Source organism: Psychrobium sp. nBUS_13, from assembly GCF_051201665.1.
GTDB lineage: Bacteria > Pseudomonadota > Gammaproteobacteria > Enterobacterales > Psychrobiaceae > Psychrobium.
This window is the reverse complement of the sequence record NZ_CP179210.1, coordinates 2603872-2622696: the sequence shown is the minus strand read 5'-3', so window position 1 is coordinate 2622696 and position 18825 is coordinate 2603872. Positions and strand designations below refer to the sequence as shown.

Annotated in this window: 20 protein-coding genes and 1 pseudogene; 13 read left to right on the top strand and 8 right to left on the bottom strand. The window is 39.6% G+C overall.

All coding sequences use genetic code 11. The annotated features are described in order from the left end of the window. Positions 1 to 25: 25 nt before the first annotated feature. The 3 genes from rlmH to recN all read right to left on the bottom strand — a co-directional run bounded on the left by rlmH (position 26) and on the right by recN (position 2682). Positions 26 to 496, bottom strand: coding sequence for a 23S rRNA (pseudouridine(1915)-N(3))-methyltransferase RlmH (gene rlmH / locus ACMAZF_RS12040; protein WP_435274061.1), 471 nt, complete (start codon positions 494 to 496; stop codon positions 26 to 28). Next, the gene (rsfS, locus tag ACMAZF_RS12035) at positions 497 to 877 is read right to left on the bottom strand and encodes a ribosome silencing factor (protein WP_435274060.1); all 381 of its coding nucleotides are present in this window, start codon (positions 875 to 877) and stop codon (positions 497 to 499) included. 134 nt (positions 878 to 1011) lie between these two features. Further along, positions 1012 to 2682 (bottom strand): DNA repair protein RecN, encoded by a 1671-nt coding sequence (gene recN / locus ACMAZF_RS12030; protein ID WP_435274059.1) that lies wholly within the window; start codon positions 2680 to 2682, stop codon positions 1012 to 1014. Positions 2683 to 2883: 201 nt separating this feature from the next. Between recN and ACMAZF_RS12025 the strand changes: the two genes are divergently transcribed. The 7 genes from ACMAZF_RS12025 (at position 2884) to ACMAZF_RS11995 (ending at position 6819) form a co-directional block, all read left to right on the top strand. Next, positions 2884 to 3051 (top strand): hypothetical protein, encoded by a 168-nt coding sequence (locus ACMAZF_RS12025; protein WP_435274058.1) that lies wholly within the window; start codon positions 2884 to 2886, stop codon positions 3049 to 3051. A 27-nt stretch (positions 3052 to 3078) separates the two neighbouring features. Beyond that, on the top strand, positions 3079 to 3465 hold the full coding sequence (locus ACMAZF_RS12020; RefSeq protein ID WP_435274057.1) for a hypothetical protein: 387 nt from the start codon (positions 3079 to 3081) through the stop codon (positions 3463 to 3465). Between the two features lie 227 nt (positions 3466 to 3692). Further along, positions 3693 to 4022 (top strand): hypothetical protein, encoded by a 330-nt coding sequence (locus ACMAZF_RS12015; RefSeq protein ID WP_435274056.1) that lies wholly within the window; start codon positions 3693 to 3695, stop codon positions 4020 to 4022. A 100-nt stretch (positions 4023 to 4122) separates the two neighbouring features. Further along, complete coding sequence (locus tag ACMAZF_RS12010) at positions 4123 to 5073, top strand: sterol desaturase family protein (RefSeq protein ID WP_435274055.1); 951 nt, start codon at positions 4123 to 4125, stop codon at positions 5071 to 5073. After that, positions 5070 to 5564, top strand: coding sequence for an HD domain-containing protein (locus ACMAZF_RS12005; protein ID WP_435274054.1), 495 nt, complete (start codon positions 5070 to 5072; stop codon positions 5562 to 5564). The genes ACMAZF_RS12010 and ACMAZF_RS12005 overlap by 4 nt, the downstream gene beginning before the upstream one ends. A gap of 92 nt (positions 5565 to 5656) precedes the next feature. After that, positions 5657 to 6424 (top strand): hypothetical protein, encoded by a 768-nt coding sequence (locus ACMAZF_RS12000; RefSeq protein ID WP_435274053.1) that lies wholly within the window; start codon positions 5657 to 5659, stop codon positions 6422 to 6424. Between the two features lie 8 nt (positions 6425 to 6432). Beyond that, complete coding sequence (locus tag ACMAZF_RS11995; RefSeq protein ID WP_435274052.1) at positions 6433 to 6819, top strand: MmcQ/YjbR family DNA-binding protein; 387 nt, start codon at positions 6433 to 6435, stop codon at positions 6817 to 6819. A gap of 18 nt (positions 6820 to 6837) precedes the next feature. Here ACMAZF_RS11995 and ACMAZF_RS11990 read toward each other — a convergent pair whose 3' ends face one another. From ACMAZF_RS11990 to ACMAZF_RS11980, 3 genes are all read right to left on the bottom strand, one after another. Further along, positions 6838 to 9057: an ankyrin repeat domain-containing protein gene (locus ACMAZF_RS11990; RefSeq protein WP_435274051.1), complete on the bottom strand. Its 2220-nt coding sequence runs from the start codon at positions 9055 to 9057 to the stop codon at positions 6838 to 6840. Positions 9058 to 9202: 145 nt separating this feature from the next. Continuing rightward, positions 9203 to 9850: a hypothetical protein gene (locus tag ACMAZF_RS11985; RefSeq protein ID WP_435274050.1), complete on the bottom strand. Its 648-nt coding sequence runs from the start codon at positions 9848 to 9850 to the stop codon at positions 9203 to 9205. A 3-nt stretch (positions 9851 to 9853) separates the two neighbouring features. Beyond that, positions 9854 to 10342 carry an RNA polymerase sigma factor gene (locus ACMAZF_RS11980; RefSeq protein ID WP_435274049.1) on the bottom strand — a complete coding sequence of 163 codons (489 nt, stop codon included), beginning with the start codon at positions 10340 to 10342 and terminating at the stop codon, positions 9854 to 9856. A gap of 466 nt (positions 10343 to 10808) precedes the next feature. Between ACMAZF_RS11980 and ACMAZF_RS11975 the strand changes: the two genes are divergently transcribed. The 5 genes and pseudogenes from ACMAZF_RS11975 to ACMAZF_RS11955 all read left to right on the top strand — a co-directional run bounded on the left by ACMAZF_RS11975 (position 10809) and on the right by ACMAZF_RS11955 (position 16217). Next, positions 10809 to 11732 carry an ABC transporter ATP-binding protein gene (locus ACMAZF_RS11975; protein ID WP_435274048.1) on the top strand — a complete coding sequence of 308 codons (924 nt, stop codon included), beginning with the start codon at positions 10809 to 10811 and terminating at the stop codon, positions 11730 to 11732. Beyond that, positions 11729 to 12499, top strand: a complete 771-nt coding sequence (locus tag ACMAZF_RS11970) for an ABC transporter permease (RefSeq protein WP_435274047.1) — start codon at positions 11729 to 11731, stop codon at positions 12497 to 12499. The genes ACMAZF_RS11975 and ACMAZF_RS11970 overlap by 4 nt, the downstream gene beginning before the upstream one ends. A gap of 13 nt (positions 12500 to 12512) precedes the next feature. Further along, positions 12513 to 14309, top strand: a complete 1797-nt coding sequence (locus tag ACMAZF_RS11965; RefSeq protein WP_435274046.1) for a CIA30 family protein — start codon at positions 12513 to 12515, stop codon at positions 14307 to 14309. A gap of 187 nt (positions 14310 to 14496) precedes the next feature. Further along, positions 14497 to 15591 carry a sensor histidine kinase gene (locus ACMAZF_RS11960; RefSeq protein WP_435274045.1) on the top strand — a complete coding sequence of 365 codons (1095 nt, stop codon included), beginning with the start codon at positions 14497 to 14499 and terminating at the stop codon, positions 15589 to 15591. Positions 15592 to 15613: 22 nt separating this feature from the next. Further along, positions 15614 to 16217, top strand: a pseudogene (locus ACMAZF_RS11955) (response regulator transcription factor). 96 nt (positions 16218 to 16313) lie between these two features. On the opposite strand, the gene ACMAZF_RS11950 reads toward ACMAZF_RS11955, so the two are convergent. Then, a complete protein-coding gene (locus tag ACMAZF_RS11950; RefSeq protein ID WP_435274044.1) occupies positions 16314 to 16829 on the bottom strand; it encodes a hypothetical protein in 516 nt (171 codons plus the stop codon). A gap of 299 nt (positions 16830 to 17128) precedes the next feature. Then, positions 17129 to 18025, bottom strand: a complete 897-nt coding sequence (gene nadK, locus ACMAZF_RS11945; RefSeq protein ID WP_435274043.1) for an NAD(+) kinase — start codon at positions 18023 to 18025, stop codon at positions 17129 to 17131. Positions 18026 to 18201: 176 nt separating this feature from the next. Here nadK and grpE point away from each other — a divergent pair, with 176 nt between their 5' ends. Continuing rightward, the gene (gene grpE, locus ACMAZF_RS11940; protein WP_435274042.1) at positions 18202 to 18792 is read left to right on the top strand and encodes a nucleotide exchange factor GrpE; all 591 of its coding nucleotides are present in this window, start codon (positions 18202 to 18204) and stop codon (positions 18790 to 18792) included. The last annotated feature ends 33 nt before the right edge of the window (positions 18793 to 18825 follow it).

Genomic DNA, 18825 nt, shown 5'->3' with positions numbered 1-18825 from the left:
TAAAAGCGCTTAGAAGAGCGCTTTATTATTCTCGATGATAAGGATGATTATTGTTAATGCTCCAAGCGCGGTATAACGCTTCCGCAACAATTACTCGTACCATTGGATGTGGTAACGTTAATGCCGATAACGACCATTTTTGTTCTGATGCTTTAATACATGAAGGAGCGAGTCCTTCAGGGCCACCAATTAAAATACTGACGTTGCGACCATCGAGTTGCCACTTCTCAAGGTTTGTTGCAAGGTGAGGGGTGGACCAAGGACGACCTTCAACTTCTAACGTAATGATTCTATTACCTTTTGGTATTGCAGCTAAGGTTAAATCGCCTTCTTTTTCTAAGATACGCTTAATATCAGCATTTTTACCGCGTTTTCCAGCGGGAATTTCAGTGATTTCTAGTGCGCAATCTTTTGGGAAACGACGTACATATTCTTGTACGCCATTTTCAACCCACGTTGGCATTTTAGTGCCAACGGCTACTAATTGAATTTTCATTTAGTTATTTAGGTGCTTTGAATCGCCGCCCCAAAGTTGCTCTAGACGGAACAGATCACGGTGCTCTTGGTCCATAACATGAATAATGATTTCATTCATATCTAATAATACCCAGCCACCTTCTTTCAAGCCTTCAATACCTAGTGGAGGCATATTTGCTTTTTTAGCCTCTACTAATAGGCTATTAGCAACGGCGCGACAATGACGAGATGACGTACCAGTACAAACAATGATTTTGTCTGCCATCGGAGAAAGTTTAGCAACATCTAAAACAACAATGTCTTTTGCTTTCATGTCTTCAAGTTGTTCAGTGATGAACTCTACTAATTGAGTGCCTTGCAATGGAATACCTATTAACTGTCTAAAAATAAAGTGGTGCATTCTAACACTCAATCTTTGGTGCTAACAGCTTTTGCACTAGTTATTTAGCCAACAACTTCACAAAAACTTTCGTTATATACCCGTTATCAATGAAAGTGCATGAAAAAAATGCACCTGCGATGGTTATGAGTTTGTTATTGATTTACACGCAATAACTCTTGTGCATTGGCAACGGTATTATCACTTATGGTGTTGCCACCTAACAATCGAGCAAGTTCCTGCACGCGTTCGCTTTCAGATAGTGCTACCATCGTTGTATTGGTTGTTCGACCATCGGTTTCTTTTACAACGCGCATCTGATGGTGGCCACATCCTGCAACTTGCGGTAAATGGGTGACACAAGCAATCTGTGTTGATTTGCCTAGCTCACGTAGCATTTCACCAACCGCCGCAGCTGTTGGGCCACTAATTCCAACATCAACTTCATCAAAAATTAATGTTGGTGTCGCGACTTTATTGGCGGTGATAACTGAAATAGCGAGGCTTATGCGAGACAGTTCACCACCAGATACGACTTTATTAAGTGCATCCAACGGCTGACCGGGGTTAGTTGTAACTAGAAAAGAGACGGCATCTAGACCATTCTTATTGATATTGCCGTCCTTGTTAAAGGCAACAGCAATAGCGAACTCTCCGTGTTCCATACTGAGTTTCTTCATGGACTTAGTGACGAGCTTTTCTAATTTTGTCGCATATTTTTTACGACTTTGAGACAGCTTAGACGCTTGCGTGAAATACTCTGTCGTTACTTGCTCCAATTGTATTTCTAACTCATCAATACGCTTGCTATCATTGGTCATTGCTTGTAATTCATCATGAATGTTTTGATGGAGAGCAGGTAATTCTTGAGGCGATACATGATGTTTTCTAGCAAGTTGCATTGCTTTACTAAGTCGCTCATCGAGTAAAGATAACCGCTCAGGGTTTTGTTCAATTGCATTTTGATAGCTGGCCAATTCTTGTGAACTTTCTTGAATTTGAATCAATGCGCCATTGAGCATTTCGGCGAGTGGTTCAATGCTACTATCTTGTTCTATGATTTCACCAAGCGTATGTAGCGCGCTGTTAAGTGCAGACTCTAGGTTAAAGCTGTCGTCGTCAGACAATTGGTTTAACAACCGATGACAACTTAACTGAATAGATTCACTGTTAGACAAACGCTGATGTTCACTTTCAATTTGTTCAAACTCCCCTTCAATCAAAGCAAATGCATCCAACTCTTCTACTTGGTATTCTAGTAATTGGACTTTTGCTTGTGCTTGTTGTTGAGCTTGTTGTAATTGTCTTAATTCGCCTTTAATTTGTTGATGATTCTGATGGGACAAGGCAACTTGTGCGTTCAGTTTTTGATGATTGGCATATTGGTCGAGCAATGACAATTGAAGCGCACCATCAAGTAAGCCTTGGTGAGCGTGCTGACCATGGATATTTAATAGAAAGATACCAATTTCTTTAAGCTGACTAATGGGGACGGGTTTACCATTGATAAAGCCCTTCGAACGACCTTCTTTTGATATCACACGGCGAATAATGCAAGCGTCGTCATTGTCTAGCTCATGGTGACGTAAAAACCGTTGAGCAGGTTTATTCCCTTCAACTGAAAAAGAAGCGCTAATGTCTGCACGTTTTCCACCAGGACGAACCATGGCAGCTTCGCCCCGTGCACCTAAACACAATGAAATAGCATCGATGGCGATTGATTTACCTGCGCCTGTTTCACCAGTAATAGTGGTCATTCCCGCCCCAAATTCAATATCTAGCGCATCTACAATAGCAAAATCATTGACCGTTAATTGAGTTAGCATATTAGTCACCCATCATCTTATATAATATTTTATACAGTATCTTGTACATATATGGTTATTTATACAGTGGTTTTTATTGGTGTGCAATAGTTTTGTTTATTTACTAAACGCACTGTCATTATGATTAGTTACAATTAGCGCCTTGAAAATTTATGTTGTGTCCCATAAGTTATGAATATATAAAAGTTAAAGGGATATTTTATGCAAACAATCTATCGGATCATTTTATTAGGAATTGTTTTGATCTTAGCAGTACTCTGTTACCAAATTGGATTCGCTACAGGAACGTATGCTGTTGTTGGTTTAGGCATGGTTTTAGAGTTGTCATTCTGGCTTGGCTTGTTTAAAAAAAATAGACGCCACGTTTAATGAATAATCTTAAATCGGTGCTTTGTTATGCGAACTAATAAAAACCTTATTGCGATAGGGTTATTGCTTATTGCAATATTCTCTCTCAGCACCGTATTTGGTTTACCAGTTGGAGGTTCGCATCCTAAAAAGCACATTGATAATGTGCCTTATGCCACAGTGTATCACCATGTTGATACTGTAGACCTCACCGCATTTACACCTGTTATTGTTACGAGCTATTTAAGCCTGTTTGATGATGCCATCACTGATATCCTTGAGCATTTGCACCAGTCGTTATCCGTTACGTTAAAAAATCAGAAATCTGTGCTTTTGTCAGCATTGATTAATTTTAAACAACGCCTTCTTTATATTTTCCACAAGACTATTTCTGCAGTTCGCAGCATTCATTACGCATTATCTTATTACCTATGACAGGTAACTTTAAATGGTCAGTTTAATGGCCGATTTTAATAATACCATTAATTGCATTAAATATTTGCCCACTTGTACTTGTTAAAATTAACTAAAATGGCGTTGCTCTCAATCCTAATAGCCAGCTATTAGTCAATCGAGCGCCTTGTTTTAGCTGATTTTCTCTACGCACAACAAGATCACTTACTTAATGCAATTGGTATAACTTTCTGCGTTAGAGAAAGATAATGAAAACGAAAAAAATGATCAGCACCTTAGTTGGTGCATTGCTGCTTTGCGCCTATTTATTGGGTGTTGTAAACGAGGACTTACTAATCAATTCAAAAGTTAACGGATTACGAACCCTCTTGTTACCATGGGGAATATTCCTTGCGTTTATATTGATTGCAATAAACATGGTGAAATGGGCTAAGAAGCGTCGTTCATCAGCCTATGTGTTTGGCGCTATGGTACAAATGTTATTGCCTGATCCCTATGTTGAGCGAACAATTAAGCTTGTACAAGAAGACAAAAAGGTTGTTAAGAAACAAAAAGAATCAGAGGGAGAGCCTAAATAAGTTTGAGAGATAAGCTAACTCATTTCGCGCTGAGCGGGAATGTTTTGGCTTACCTCACTAAATAATGCGAGATTCAGTGTGCTATTCTCGTTGTGTTTCGATGAAAGAAAAATGGTTTGGCAACTGTCTTGTTAGTCTTCGTTTATTTTATGAATGGTTTAAACTTTTGGAATATGTAGAAATTATTAGCAACACAGCCCTAGGCACCGCGCAATGGGTCTGGCGTAATATTACTTTTGATGTGCCTTGGTCGCAAAATTATTTTTGGGGACTTACTATTATTTCTTTGTTGGTTTGGGCTGCTGAAATGGTATGGCCTTGGCGGAAAGAACAAGCTAAATTTAGGCAAGATTTCTGGCTAGACGCAGGCTATATGTATGTTAATTTTTTCGTCTTTAGCATTGCTATTAGTGGCTTTTATCAATTAATCAATCACGGGTTTAGTCAAATCGGTGTCAATGAACAATCGCTAGCAATTGTCGACTTAACCCAATGGCACCCAGTGGCTCAATTGGTTGTCTTTTTTATCACGCTCGATTTTCTGCAGTGGTTTACTCATAAAATGCTGCATCGTGTGCCGCTATTGTGGCGCTTTCATCAAGTGCATCATTCTATTAAAGAAATGGGGTTTGCCGGACATCTGCGTTATCACCCAATGGAAAACATCTTTTATAAGCCATTAAAAACGCTGGGTGTCATGTTACTAGGTGGTTTTGAACCACAGCAAGCCTTTATGGTGCACTTCTTTACCATTGCTATCGGCCATTTAAATCACGCGAATATTAAATTAGATTATGGCATCTTGCGTTACGTGCTAAACAACCCAGTGATGCATTTGTACCATCATGCCTATGCGTTGCCTGCGCAGCATCGATATGGTGTGAACTTTGGTATTAGTTTAAGTTTATGGGACTACGTATTCAAAAGTGCTTATATTCCGGAACAAAGCGGCGAAATAACGCTAGGTTACCGAGGTGATGACAGAATGCCTTACAGGTTTTTAGGTCAGCTATTGCATGGATTTAGCGCAGTTAAAAGGAAAGGTTTATGATAGAACAAGCACGAGATTTTGCATTACAAGCTCATGACGGGCAGCGTTATGGCTCAAAGCCATATATTGTCCATTTAGAAGCGGTTAGTAAGCTGGCAGCGCCTTATGGTGAAAACGCGCAAATAGTTGCTTATTTGCATGATGTGGTTGAAGACACGACGGTGACTCTTGAAGACGTCGCTAATAAATTTGGACAACATATCAGTGATTGTGTCGCTATTGTTACTGACGAATCAGGCGTGGATCGCGCTGAACGAAAAGTTAAAACCAATCTAAAGATGGCACAAGTAGAACCCGCTTTATACGACGCATTAATTGTAAAAGCCGCTGATAGGTTTGCCAATATGCGAGCCTGTGTTATTGGAAAGCGCCATGATTTATTGGCGACTTATTTATCGGAATATAATGATTTTAAACAGGCCGTTTTTCGTCAAGGCTTGTGTGATGACATGTGGCGCGCACTTGATGAAATCGTTGTTTATCATCGCTAAAAGTTTTTGAATTCACCGAGTGATGAGAATAAATTGAACCTTGTTTGATTGGCCAAGTCTATTGGCTGTTGAACGATAACGGATTTATTCAATTGAGCACACAACCCAAACTATCTAACGCCATCATCTGGTCAGTGATTATTCACAGCATGCTATTGTTGGCTATTGCGCTGCAGGTTAATTGGGGCGCGGCGAAGAAACAACAGCAGTTCACCAAGGATATTGTTAAACAAAATATTATTGCCGCAAAATTGGTGATTAATCAAGCGAGAAAACAACCAGAAAAATCGCAAGAAAAAGTCAAAAAAAACAATGAAGAGGTAAAGCCGATAGAGCGTGAAAAGGCTACCACGGATGAAAAGGTTGTTGCCAAAAAAGTCGTTGCAAAGCCTATACCGCTTGAAGAAGTTATTGAGCCATTAAAGGAAAAAATTGCTCCCCCACCAATTGAAAAAGAACAACGTATTGTCGATGACGAAAATAACGGTGAAGTGGCGCAAAAATCAGTACCAGTCAAAACCCCGAGCACATCAAAACAGATAAGCACGCTTGAAATGAGTCGCCGCTATATTCAACAACATACTGAGCAAGCACCTACTTACCAAAATGGCATTGCCAACGCAGGGATGTCGATGATGAATAACGACCTGCCTGTTCATAATTATGAGTATATTGAAGAAAAATCCATTGATGAGAAAAGCGAAATTAGGATAACCTGTGATTCGACGCTTAAATCAGTGTCAGTAGCTATTTCTGCGAGTCTTTTAGGAGGAACACTTAGGTGTCAGCCTGGACCTGACTTAACTTCCTTTATAAAACAAAAGAAAAAGCCTAAGTTTAAATACAAATTAGACCAATAGTGATGACAATGACCGAATTCGACCCTGTACATAATTATCTATTGAATAAACCAGAAGTAACTCATGCCTTTCCTTTTGGTGAGGAAATTTATGTATATAAAGTGAAAAACAAGATGTTTGCTACTTTAGCCATTGGCAAAGCTGGTAGAGGCGATGGTGATAAGCGAGATTGGTGGTTAAATTTAAAATGCGACCCTGAAGAAGCTGTGATGTTGCGAGATATCTTTGAATCGGTCATTCCCGGTTATCACATGAACCAAAAACATTGGAATACCGTTATCCTTGATGGCTCAATTCCCCAAGGTGAAATTGAACGCATGATAGATAATTCGTATATGTTGGTTGTTGACAAGATGACCAAGAAAGATCAAGCATCTATCTTGGTGCATTTTTAATAAAGTAAGTTAGTAAGCTTACTGTATTGTGCAGAACTCTTCGATGAACTGTGCTTTGGGCATGGTCTTTTTTCCTTTCAATACAGATACCGAATATCCTTTGTTTAGCTTTAGAGAATACTGTTTTGTTAATTCCACATCGTTTTCTGGAAACTCTGGATGTTGTTTTGAATAGGCTTCGTACATTTTTTTTGTGTGCAAAAAGTAGAACATTTTATTTCCGCTATTGTTGACTACTTCAAATTCACTGTTATTACCGTGACAAGAAATTCCTCGTTTAGGTTCTTTGTTAAACTGTTTAATAATGGCATTGCTTCTTCCTGTAGTAGGGTGCATTGAATAAGCCTTAATGAAGTATTCTAATAGGTTCTCATCACAGTAATCCCGTACGCCAGAGTTTAAATAGATAACGTTTTTACAAGCCAACCCAGTATTAAAGTAGGCTGAGGCTATATCGCGCTTATTTGCGAGTTTGGACTTTATTACTTCATAGGAGGCTTTTAACGAGGATTCCATATGTTTTAATTTTAGCGCAGTAATTGCATAATTATTTAAGGCTTTGATGTTTTGGGTATCGATTTCGATAGCTTCCTTAAATAATACCTCGGCGTCTACTAAATTCCCTTTAGCGAAGAGTTGTTCTCCTTTGAGATTCAACGTGGCCACAATTTTTTTCAACTTTTCTTTACTGGGAATTTTGAGTAATTTCTCGACCTGCAGTTTGTCTTTTACTGACAGTTGTTTGTTATCAAATTTGCTCAACCAATCTATAGGTGGCTCTTTAGTTTTTCTATAGCCTGCTTCTACATTGGTATAAATTGATGCATTATTTGCGATCAACAATTTGATGACAGCCTTGTCTGCATATCTAACGGCATAATGTAATGGTGTGATATTAGCTGTCTCAAGATTATGAGAACATTTATCCCATGGAATGATTGTTCCAGTATTGACCTGTGCTCCTGCATCAATAAGTAGTTTGACAGACTCTACATTATTACCTTGAGCTGCATACATGATAGGTGTTTTAGCAAACTCGTTTTTTACATTTGGATCAAAGCCTGAATGTAGAAGAAAGTCTAATGCTTTAGGGTAACTAACTGCAACGTTGATGACACTATCATTGTACTGATTATGACCTTTTCTTACTTTTGATAAATCTATTTTTTGGATTTCTGCTAGTGGCCGTCTATTTAATATTGCGTGTCTTAGAGCGACTTCTTCATGTGAACTAAAAAACGGATTTTGATTAAACCTGAACCCATGAGTAATTGCCGATTCTAATGCATGTTTTGCCGTCGTATTGGATTGAGATACTGTCCAATTATTCGCTTGTTTAAAAAACATTGATAGCTCTTTTTGGGTTCTTTCTAATTGATGTTTAAAGCTAAGTAACGCTTGTTGTTCTGAAGTGCCTACTAAAGCCCATTCTTCTAATTTTTGAATGATAGTAGTGTAGTTATTAGTATTAGAATAATTATTAACTCCCCAAGGTCTTGTGAGTACTAGCTCGAGTGCATTCGATAAGTTACTTTCCAAATGTCCTTCGAACTTACGACCACCGCAGCGGCCTACTCCCAGACTAATGTTTAATATTGAACGATATAAATCAGCAACGCTCTTTTGAGCAGAAAAGTAGCTATGCTCTTTGTTAAAAGAAGGAGTTGTAATATGTAAATTGATTTGGCAAGCCGCCTCCCATTTAATATCAGGAGTTAGGCGATAAACATACAGATTATTTAGATATGAAGCATATTGTCCTACTACAAATAGGTATGGCACTTTCTCATTTGATAAAGCCAGAGTGTATTCGTAACTCATTGCGGGAGGAGCCGTTTTTGCCATTTCACTCAATTCGGCACGAGACGTTGTTGAAAGTGGTAATTTAGACACAAGAGCTTGTGTTCTATCACAAGCTCCGCCACATCGGGTGTGATTAAAATGAGTAAGAAATAGATTTTTATCATAGGCATTTAATTCCTCAAGCTCAGTGCCTCCTAACTTCTTCCAATTCAATATAGGGATTGTATTAGCGCTGCTATAATTTGTTTGCCAGCTTGCCTTTGAATAAAATTTTAGCTTGGCATCTGTTAACAATGCCGCGCAGCTAATATCATTATCTAATACTAGTTGAGGCTCACTCCAAGCTGTTTTAGAATTAATGGAGTATGACTTTTTGAATGAAAATGACTGAAGAGAGAAAGCTAATAAAAAGAAAGTAACGCAAAACCGCAGCATCTATATTGTCCATAATATCAAGTAGAATAACTGATATTGTACATATAAAAAATTAACTTTTCTCAGTTAAAATAATTATTTACCTTAAATACTAAGAAATGACCAAGAAAGAATGTCGATCTTGGTGCATTTTGTTAACTAGCTGTTATGCGTGATTTCGCAGTGTTTTCATATCACTTAACAGCTCTTCCATTTTCTTAAATTGACGGCCATAAACGATGTTTAAATCAAGGCGGTAGAGCGCATCCGCATAATAGGTAATGATTAAAAATGCTAGGCTGATGATACCCGCTAGGTAATAAGGCAAACCGAGTATTAGGATGTCTGTTGGAAACTTCTCAAGCATTAAAGCAATAATTTTACCGCCAGCTTTGCTTACTACACCTTGGGTTACCATACCGATAAAAAACAATGGGTAGAAGAATCGATAATAAACAGCATAGGTTTTTATGGATGTTTTGAGCCAGTGATCAAAATTGACTAGGTAATCAAAACTACTTTGTCCTTTGGATATGTTGTTGGACTTTCCTAATTCTTTTCGGGCAATAACAACTAATGGGATCAGTAGGGCACAAATATAGAGCCCTAAAAATGGTGCGCCAATCAAGCTCATTCCAATGAGCATGACAATAGAGCCAATGACAATGGCTTTGATATTGATGGCAAACATATTGAGCAGCTTGTCCACCAAGTTTTGTGACTTTCTGTTGTATAGATCGTTAACTTTCGGCACGTCTAATTGCGTTTCGTTAATAAAACCTTCTTTCCACATAGTTTCAATTGATTTAGTCATAGCTTACTCCTTACTTGCAATAAATTTGCTTAACTTGGTTTTTATTCGATTAATGCGAACGCCGATATGATTGATATTGCTACCAATAATGTCGCTAATTTCTTGATAAGACTTCTCTTCTAGATACAGTAATATCACCGCACGATCAGTCTCTGACAAATGTTTAATCGCGTTGTAGAGCACATTAATATCGTCATTAGCGAATGCTTTACTGTCATCAACAACTTCCTCTGGTAATGCATCAGAGACTATAGTGCTATGACCGTTCTTTTGTTTCTTTAAGTAGGTCAGGCAAACGTTTAAAGAAATGCGATAAATCCAAGTCGACCATTCGCTTTGCTCATTAAAGTTGTCTTTACTGCGCCAAATTTGTAGGCATACCTCTTGGTAATAATCTTCAAAATCTTCTTGCGTGTTGGTGTACGCTCGGCAAATTTTGATGATGATGCCAGCAAACGGCAGTATTGACTGTTGATAGAAATCACTGGTCATGAATGTCCTAAAATTGCTTACTGTTTATTAAAGTTTTATACCAGTTACCATTGAAGATGCTTGCTTCAGAGCTCGGGTAGGACTCGAATACAAGGCATGATTTACAATTAATGGTTGTTCCCTGATTGTTAATCATAACGCGGTAGTCGTTTTCTACCCGAACTCCCGAAGGGCAAGGCGATAAGCGACCAACTACGTCGTTATAAGATATTGGTTAAGAGTGACTTAACGACACATCTTATGCCTAGTATTTGGTACGCTTCTCGTCATGCTGAACTCATGCACTTTCACTGGCAACTGGTATAGTTAGTGGCTAGCGAATTCGTTTTATTACAGGCTCACAAAAATATTTTTCTCTATGCTCAATCAAGGTGATGACAATTGTCATATTAGGCCATGACAAAGCACCCTGATAATACAAGTTAAGGAGGAGCATGATAACCCTATCAACAGATAGGAGAGTCTAATGACTTCAATAATCGATATAAACGGTTTGAGCTTTCAATACACGAGTGGTGAAACTAAGCGGCAAGTACTCGATGAATTATCCCTTAGCATTAACCGTGGACAAATTGTCTGTTTGCTAGGCGCTAACGGTGCAGGAAAGAGTACGCTCATTAATTTAATGCTAGGGCGTTTAAAAGTGCGACAGGGCAATATTGAAATTTTTGGCCAGCTGCATACGAGCCGTGAAGTACGTCAGCGGTTAGGTGTTATGTTGCAAAATGCAGCAGCGCCAGAGAGAGCAAAGGTATGTGAATTACTTGAATTATTCCGCAGTTATTACGATGCCCCTTTGCCACTGACACAGCTTTATGATGATTTACAGTTAGATGGCATTAGCAATCATTATTTTGGGTCGCTATCTGGTGGTCAAAAGCAATTGGTGTTATTAGCGATAGCCCTGTGCGGCGACCCTGAGTTATTGTTTTTAGATGAGCCGAGTGTCGGGATGGATGTCACTACTCGCCGCGTGTTGTGGCAAGTGATTGAGCGTTATAAGTCTCTTGGTAAAACGATTATGTTAACTACGCATTATTTGGAAGAGGCCGATGCGTTAGCCGATCGTATTGTGGTGCTTAAAAACGGCAAGATAATCGCCGACGATAGCCCTCAAGGCCTGAAAGTTGCGTTTTCACATAAGTTAATTAAAGCAAAAACATCACTACCAATGGAGGTTGTACGCACGCTAGATGCCGTTATCAGCGTGACCCAATATGGCCGCTATTTCGAAGTGACTTCTTCCAATGCTGCACTTACGGTTGCCAGATGGCAGGCAATGGATCCACACATTGATGATCTCACAATTAGCAATTGCGATTTAGAGCAAGCATTTATTCAATTAACGGACGAGAAAACAGCGCAAGATAATAAGGAGAAAGTGGCATGAATTCATTAGATAATCACCAAGTGCATAGGCTCACTTCATTTGTTCATGAGCTTAAACTTGATATCAAAATGGCATTCCGTGAACCAAGCTTTATTTGGCCGACGTTGGCATTTCCGCTGATGTTTTATGTGTTCTTTGGCATTGTTTTTAGCGATCACGCAGCGCAAAGCTCCTCGACTTATTTAATGGTCTCGTATGGGGTGTTCGGCATCATGGCACCTGCGTTGTTTGGTTTTGGTGCAAGTGTCGCGTCAGAGCGAGATAAAGGCTGGCTTGCCATCAAGCAAATATCACCTGTCTCACCGTGGCAATATATGATTGCGAAGCTTATTAACGCAATCCTGTTCTCTCTGATTATTGTAATTGGCTTGTTTATTCTTGGTGCTGTCTTTGGCGATGTAACGTTAACCCGTCTGCAATGGTTGTCTATTGCTGGCCTGATGTTGCTTGGTAGCTTACCATTTTGTGCCATCGGATTAGCTATCGGGTTTTGGGTCAAAGCAAAATCAGCAACCGCGGTGCTCAATCTTATTTTCCTACCGAGTGCTTTTTTATCAGGCTTGGCAATTCCTGTGATGATCTTTCCTACATGGCTGCAAAAGGTGGCAATGATGTTACCGCCTTATCATTTATCACAGCTTGGTTTACATTTGGTTGATATGAGTTTAGAGCAATCGATTTGGCTACATATTGCTTTTCTGTTAGTCACTTTATTCATTGCTAGTGTTATTGCCGTCAAAGGCTATCTGCATTGCCAAACTAATTAATCGGATACTTATTATGAAAAATATTTTTGTTTCACTATTCGTTATCGGCTTATTAATTCTGTTTTTTATGCTACTGCCTACGCCTGATGAACCACAGCAAGATGATCAACAGGTAACTATTATTAGCGGCGCGACCGTGTTTGATGGCAACACGTGGCTAGGCAAAACAGACGTTGCGTTCCAGCGCGGTCTTATTATTGCCTTGGGCCCTCAATTAACCAATCAGCATAAAACTGCTAATGTGATTGATGCGTCAGGTCAGTATTTGATCCCTGGTTTAATCGATGCTCATACCCATGCTTGGGATAATGCGTTAAAAGAAGCGGTAAAATATGGCGTGACGACAGAGTTAGATATGTTCACCAATAATGCATTCGCATCAACCCAGCGTCCATTGCGCGAGCAACATAATGTTGATGTACAACAAGCGGATTTATTCTCTGCGGGCACCTTAATTACCGCACCCAAAGGCCATGGCACTGAATATGGATTTGAAATCGATACCATTGAAAATGCGACGCAGGCTAATGACTTTGTTATGGCGCGCATTGATGAAGGCTCTGATTACATAAAAATCGTGTATAACGCGACAAGTCGCTATATGCCCTCAATCGATAAAGAAACGCTCCATGCGTTAGTTAAAGCGGCACATCAGCAAGGTAAGCTAGCGGTTGTTCATATCAGTGATTTGCAATCGGCGCGCGATGCGTTCGATGCTGGTGCAGATGGATTAGTTCACGCCTATGTGGGTAAGGGGCAAACTGAACAGCTTGCATCACTTGCTAAACTCATGACGAATAATAAACAATTTATGATCCCGACATTATCCATTATTGCGTCAATGATGGGGCAGAATAATAGTTCACAGTTAATGGCTGATTTCAGCAATGAACCTAGATTTAAAATTGATGATGTTAGCAGCCAATTGTTAAACTTGCGCACCGATAGCAATCGACAATCGTTATTTGAAATGACGCAGCAGCAAGTTTCACTATTACATGATGCTGGCGTGATGATTTTAGCCGGTACTGATGCGCCAAATCCCGGCACGGCTCATGGTATTAGTATGCATTTAGAGCTGCAATTACTTGTTGAAAGTGGATTAACGCCGACACAGGCATTAATGGCGGCAACTTCTAATGTGGCAAAAGCATTTAAGTTAACTAATCGCGGGTTAATTGCTACTGATTATAAAGCCGATTTTGTGTTACTAAATCGCGACCCTAAAGTCGATATTACGAACACTCGCGCTATCAGCACCGTTTTCAAAAACGGCTTTCAAATTAATTATAATGCGCAAGAACAGCAAAACAGTGTTATGACTGCCATGATGTTCAGTGATTTCGATAAGGGGTTAATGTCGGCGCTCAATACGACTTGGTATCCGACAACTGATGAACAATTTGGTGGTAACTCCACCGTTGATATTGTGCGCAAGGCAGGAGAACAAGGCAATTATTTATATATTAGGGGGGAGTTAAAACGTAAGTTTAGTTTTCCTTGGGCTGGGGCGTTTATCTCGTTTAGTGAAAATAACAAACAGCCAATGGATTTAACTCATTTAAGAGGCGTTGCGCTTGATGTTAAAGGCACTGCTGGCAAATATAAATTGATGTTAATGTCGACCAAGCAACAAATGCGTCCGGTTGAGATACCTTTTGATGTTACTCAACAGTGGCAGAGGAAAACTGTTTCGTTCTCAACCATTAAGCCTCAATTACTCAAAAGCGTCACTGGTATGGTCATTGTGGCATCGCTGCCAACAGAAAAGTTTGAATTAATAATTGATAACGTTGAATTTGTTGAATAATACCAATTGCATTAAGTAAGTGAGCTTGTTGTGCGTAGAGAAAATCAGCTAAAACAAGGCGCTCGATTGACTAATAGCTGGCTATTAGGATTGAGAGCAACGCCATTTTAGTTAATTTTAACAAGTACAAGTGGGCAAATATTTAATGCAATTGGTATAAATTGTCATGACACTTTAGAGTTACCTTATGAATTTATTAAAGAAAATACATCGCGGGCTCGTGCCGTATGACTCGGACATGGGCTATGCGCCTTATTTGTCGTTGGCTTATTTGGCCATATTTTTTGTTAACCTTTATTTTTCACCTGTAACAGGGTTGAAATTGGCCGCCGTAATTATTGCTCTTATTGTATTCTTGATTTGTTATTTTCGTGCTTTTTGGGTTGATGGTGTGCAACTCGTCGTTTGTATTGTGAGTATATTTGCGATTGGTGTTGCAATGGCACAAATCAATTTTGGTGCGAGTGTCTTTTTTGTTTACGCCGCGGCGATGTGTTCGCAACTTAAAACACATAGAATCGCGCTGGGCTCGCTTATATTTGTTATATGCAGTATCGGCTTGTTTGCTGCAATTACGCAGCAATCGACGTTTTTCTGGATCCCTGCTATTTTATTTTCATTCATCATCGGCTTAATGACGGTACATCAAGCTGAAGTTGATCGTAAGAACAAAGCACTAAAACTCTCAGAGCAACAAATTGAAGCCTTGGCTAAAACCGCTGAACGCGAACGAATTGGCCGTGATCTACATGATATCTTAGGCCATAGTTTGTCGGTGATTACCCTCAAATCTGAACTTGCCAGTAAGATGATCGATAAAGGCGTTGCATTAGATAAAATTCGCGATGAAATCAAGGCCGTTGAAGAGTTATCTCGAGAAACATTAGCGCAGGTGCGCGGGGCAGTTGTCGGTTATAATCAAGCAACGATTGATACGGAGCTTTTACATGCTCAAGTGGCGACTAAAGCCGCTGATATAGAACTTATCAGTGACATTGAAAGTAATACATTGGCCTCCGATGTAGAGTCGCAGTTAGCACTCATTGTTCGTGAAGCAATTACCAATATTGTACGGCATGCGGATACAAAAAAGGCATGGGTTACGCTGCATCAACGAGATACAGGTGTTGAACTATCGATAAAAGATCAAGGGTCGATGATTGATTATAAAGAAAGCTCGGGACTTAATGGTATGCGTCAACGCATTACGAAACTCGGCGGCGAAATGCATATTGAAACAGCGCCAACGTGTTTGCGCTTTGATGTACCAGTGCCAGCTTAAGGCCTAAGTAGGATAGAGAATAATGATAAAAATACTTATCGCTGAAGATCAATCGATGGTGCTAGGTGCATTATCAGCTTTATTGGACTTAGAAGACGATTTTACCGTTGTTGCGACAGCTCAAAAATGGCGAACAAGCATTGTCGCTGATTGAGCAAAACGATGTTGATATTGTACTTACGGACATTGAGATGCCGCAAATGACTGGCATTGAGTTAGCGCAAGCACTTCAACGAATTAATCATACTGCTAAGGTAATGATTTTAACCACCTTTACTCGAAGCGGCTATTTACGCCGTGCAATGGATGCTGGGGTAAAAGGGTATCTATTAAAAGACGCACCATCAGATTCGCTTGCCCAAGCAGTACGCCAAATATATCAAGGAAAAGTTATTGTTGCACCTGAGCTCATTACACAAGCGTGGGGAGAGGTTGATCCACTAACGGATAAAGAGCGTAAAGTTCTGCGCTTAGCTTATGAAGGAAAATCCACTGAACAAATTAGTAAGGCAATCTATTTATCGGCAGGCACTGTTAGAAACTATCTATCTGAAGCGTCTTCAAAACTTGGCGCAGCGAACCGCATAGAAGCAGCTCGCATTGCCAAACAAAATGGCTGGTTATAACGACAAGCCATTTTTTCTGCGTTATTCGTCGCTCATTGATAATAATCAACATCGCTTCTCATGCCTTGCAAAAAAGCTTGTCGGTAGCATGTCTTTTTATCTGTTCTTAATCACCGCGCAGGTGATTTTATCCCATGTTTCACAATTATAACTAGCCGCCATATCGTGGTTAATTAAAGTAAACAATTGCCGTGTTTCATCATCAAATCTAAATGCTGATAAGAAGTTGGCCTCGACTACAATAAATTGATTTTTATAAGGAAATAACCACTTATTATTGTCGCTACTGTCTAATACAGTTTTAGCTGATTGATAATCAGCAAACCATTCATTGGTTAAGCCATGACCAGCCTTAGGGTAAAATAAAGTGCCCATTTGTTGCGGTGTCGATTTATCTAGCTGACCACTGAGCATCGCAGATGCCTCTTGCCATTGTCTAAACCCTAACTTCATCGCAATAAGAGTTAACGTGTGTTTAAGCTGTAAATCGTCTTGACGAGTAATGCCCATTGTCGCCAGTTGTGACTGGTTTTCAAAGGCATCTTCGTTAGATTTCAACGTCTTTAGTAACTTTTTAGCTTGGATTTTGGCTTCGTTAATGGCTAGTTCCATGATGAATTCTCCACGATGTGGTACCTGTTCAACAATAAACGATCATTGAATACCAATTGGTATAAGGTCAGTGTCGGTAATAAAAACTGTGGAAAGGTGATAAACATCATTCAATATCCTCTAAGTATTGGTTGGCATTCCGCAAAGCCTACTTAGTTCGTACTGAACTGATTAATAGTAAATTGTTTGAAACAATTGATTAGAGTGAATTCATCTTTGGCGGAGCAGGCGTCTCTAAAACCTGCTCGCTATTCTATGGTTGAATTTTAAGCAGGTCAAGTACCCGTCTACAAAAGAGATTATGGTTTACGCTTGGTGACTTTCTGTTCGCTCCAATTGAGCTTGCTACGTAATACTTCATAATAGCTGTAGTCTTTAGGGTGAATAAGGCGTAATTCATAATGGCATTTACTAATTCTGATCTCATCGCCGGGTAAAACTTCAATACTTACCTGACCGTCGCAACTAACCTGCACATTACCCGATAAATAATTCGGAATTCGTAGGCTTATATTACTGTTGCCATCAATAACAATTGGACGAGAGCTAAGAGTATGAGGAAACATCGGCACTAATGAGATAGCATCCATGTTAGGCGTTAAAATAGGGCCACCACCTGACAACGAATAGGCCGTAGAGCCGGTTGGCGTTGCAGTAATTAAACCATCAGAGCGTTGGTGATAAACAAATAAATCATCAATATAAAGCTCAAACTCGATCATATTAGCTACTTTCGCAGCGTGAAGCACGACTTCATTCATCGCGCTATTACAGCTTTTTATCTCACCATGACGCAGCACTTTCATTTCAAGTAGGAAGCGTTTTTCAGTAATAAAATTACCGGCTAAAATTGCGCTTAATGGTTCATCGGTATTGTCTGGATCTATGTCAGTTAAAAAGCCCAAGTTACCACGGTTAACACCGACAACGGCAATATCAAATCTCGCTAAAACACGTGCGGCGCCAAGCATATTGCCGTCACCACCAACCACAATTGCTAAGTCACACTGCTCGCCAATATTGGTTAATGAGGCAAGTTGCTCATTGGGTAGGGATAATTCTTTGGCGGAATTATCTTCAACTAATACGCGATAATCTTGCTGAGTTAAAAACTCGATTAGATGTGAAATAGTTTCATTGGTTTCACGGTGATGACTTTTGCCAATCAGGCCAATGGTGGTAAATAGCGCTTTCATATTAAATTCAAAACTTTGGTCGATGCCTCAGTATACCTAGTGCACTGACTATTACTAGATATTGCAGATTCTATCTGATAAAAAATCTCACTATTTTTATCAAATAAAGGCTTGAATCATTTGCTTTCATCCCCATAATAATGAGCAATAAACTAGAACTATTGTTTGGAAGAGATATGAGCGAACAAGATTTAAACGCACAAAACGTTGAAAATGAAGAAAATGTTGAGCAAGTAGAAGGCGAAGTTGAAACGAATGTTTCTGACGATGCTGCGCGTATTGCTGAACTTGAGAAGGAATTACAAACAACTAAAGAATTAGTTGCGTCTCAACAAGACGGTGTTTTACGTGGTAAAGCCGAAGTTGAAAACATGCGTCGTCGTGTTTCACAAGATGTTGAAAAAGCGCATAAGTTCGCACTAAACAAATTCGCTAATGAGTTATTACCAGTGGTTGATAACCTAGAGCGTGCATTAGGCGCTGCTGATAAAGAAAGCGAGCACACTAAAGCGATGGTTGAGGGTGTTGAAATGACGCTGAGCAGCATGATGTCTGCATTAGATAAATCAGGCGTTAAAGCAATCGACCCGAAAGGCGAAACATTTAACCCTGAATTGCACCAAGCAATGACAATGATTGAAGTACCAGGCGCAGAGCCAAACTCAATCATTGACGTTATGCAAAAAGGTTTCGAGTTAAACGGTCGTCTTTTACGCCCAGCAATGGTTGTTGTTGCTAAAGGCAATGGCGTAGATACTAACGCTTAGTTGTTACTTACAATTTGATTGTTGGGCGATGTA

Bases quoted from the DNA above. Each gene is read 5' to 3' on its own strand.
- ACMAZF_RS12005 (WP_435274054.1), top strand. From the start codon at position 5,070: ATGATAGAACAAGCACGAGATTTTGCATTACAAGCTCATGACGGGCAG.
- nadK (WP_435274043.1), bottom strand. From the start codon at position 18,025: ATGAAAGCGCTATTTACCACCATTGGCCTGATTGGCAAAAGTCATCAC.
- ACMAZF_RS11970 (WP_435274047.1), top strand. From the start codon at position 11,729: ATGAATTCATTAGATAATCACCAAGTGCATAGGCTCACTTCATTTGTT.
- rlmH (WP_435274061.1), bottom strand. From the start codon at position 496: ATGAAAATTCAATTAGTAGCCGTTGGCACTAAAATGCCAACGTGGGTT.
- ACMAZF_RS11980 (WP_435274049.1), bottom strand. From the start codon at position 10,342: ATGACCAGTGATTTCTATCAACAGTCAATACTGCCGTTTGCTGGCATC.
- rsfS (WP_435274060.1), bottom strand. From the start codon at position 877: ATGCACCACTTTATTTTTAGACAGTTAATAGGTATTCCATTGCAAGGC.
- ACMAZF_RS11975 (WP_435274048.1), top strand. From the start codon at position 10,809: ATGACTTCAATAATCGATATAAACGGTTTGAGCTTTCAATACACGAGT.
- ACMAZF_RS11985 (WP_435274050.1), bottom strand. From the start codon at position 9,850: ATGACTAAATCAATTGAAACTATGTGGAAAGAAGGTTTTATTAACGAA.
- ACMAZF_RS11995 (WP_435274052.1), top strand. From the start codon at position 6,433: ATGACCGAATTCGACCCTGTACATAATTATCTATTGAATAAACCAGAA.
- ACMAZF_RS11950 (WP_435274044.1), bottom strand. From the start codon at position 16,829: ATGGAACTAGCCATTAACGAAGCCAAAATCCAAGCTAAAAAGTTACTA.
- ACMAZF_RS12015 (WP_435274056.1), top strand. From the start codon at position 3,693: ATGAAAACGAAAAAAATGATCAGCACCTTAGTTGGTGCATTGCTGCTT.
- ACMAZF_RS12020 (WP_435274057.1), top strand. From the start codon at position 3,079: ATGCGAACTAATAAAAACCTTATTGCGATAGGGTTATTGCTTATTGCA.
- ACMAZF_RS12010 (WP_435274055.1), top strand. From the start codon at position 4,123: ATGAAAGAAAAATGGTTTGGCAACTGTCTTGTTAGTCTTCGTTTATTT.
- ACMAZF_RS11960 (WP_435274045.1), top strand. From the start codon at position 14,497: ATGAATTTATTAAAGAAAATACATCGCGGGCTCGTGCCGTATGACTCG.
- ACMAZF_RS11965 (WP_435274046.1), top strand. From the start codon at position 12,513: ATGAAAAATATTTTTGTTTCACTATTCGTTATCGGCTTATTAATTCTG.
- ACMAZF_RS11990 (WP_435274051.1), bottom strand. From the start codon at position 9,057: ATGCTGCGGTTTTGCGTTACTTTCTTTTTATTAGCTTTCTCTCTTCAG.
- recN (WP_435274059.1), bottom strand. From the start codon at position 2,682: ATGCTAACTCAATTAACGGTCAATGATTTTGCTATTGTAGATGCGCTA.
- grpE (WP_435274042.1), top strand. From the start codon at position 18,202: ATGAGCGAACAAGATTTAAACGCACAAAACGTTGAAAATGAAGAAAAT.
- ACMAZF_RS12025 (WP_435274058.1), top strand. From the start codon at position 2,884: ATGCAAACAATCTATCGGATCATTTTATTAGGAATTGTTTTGATCTTA.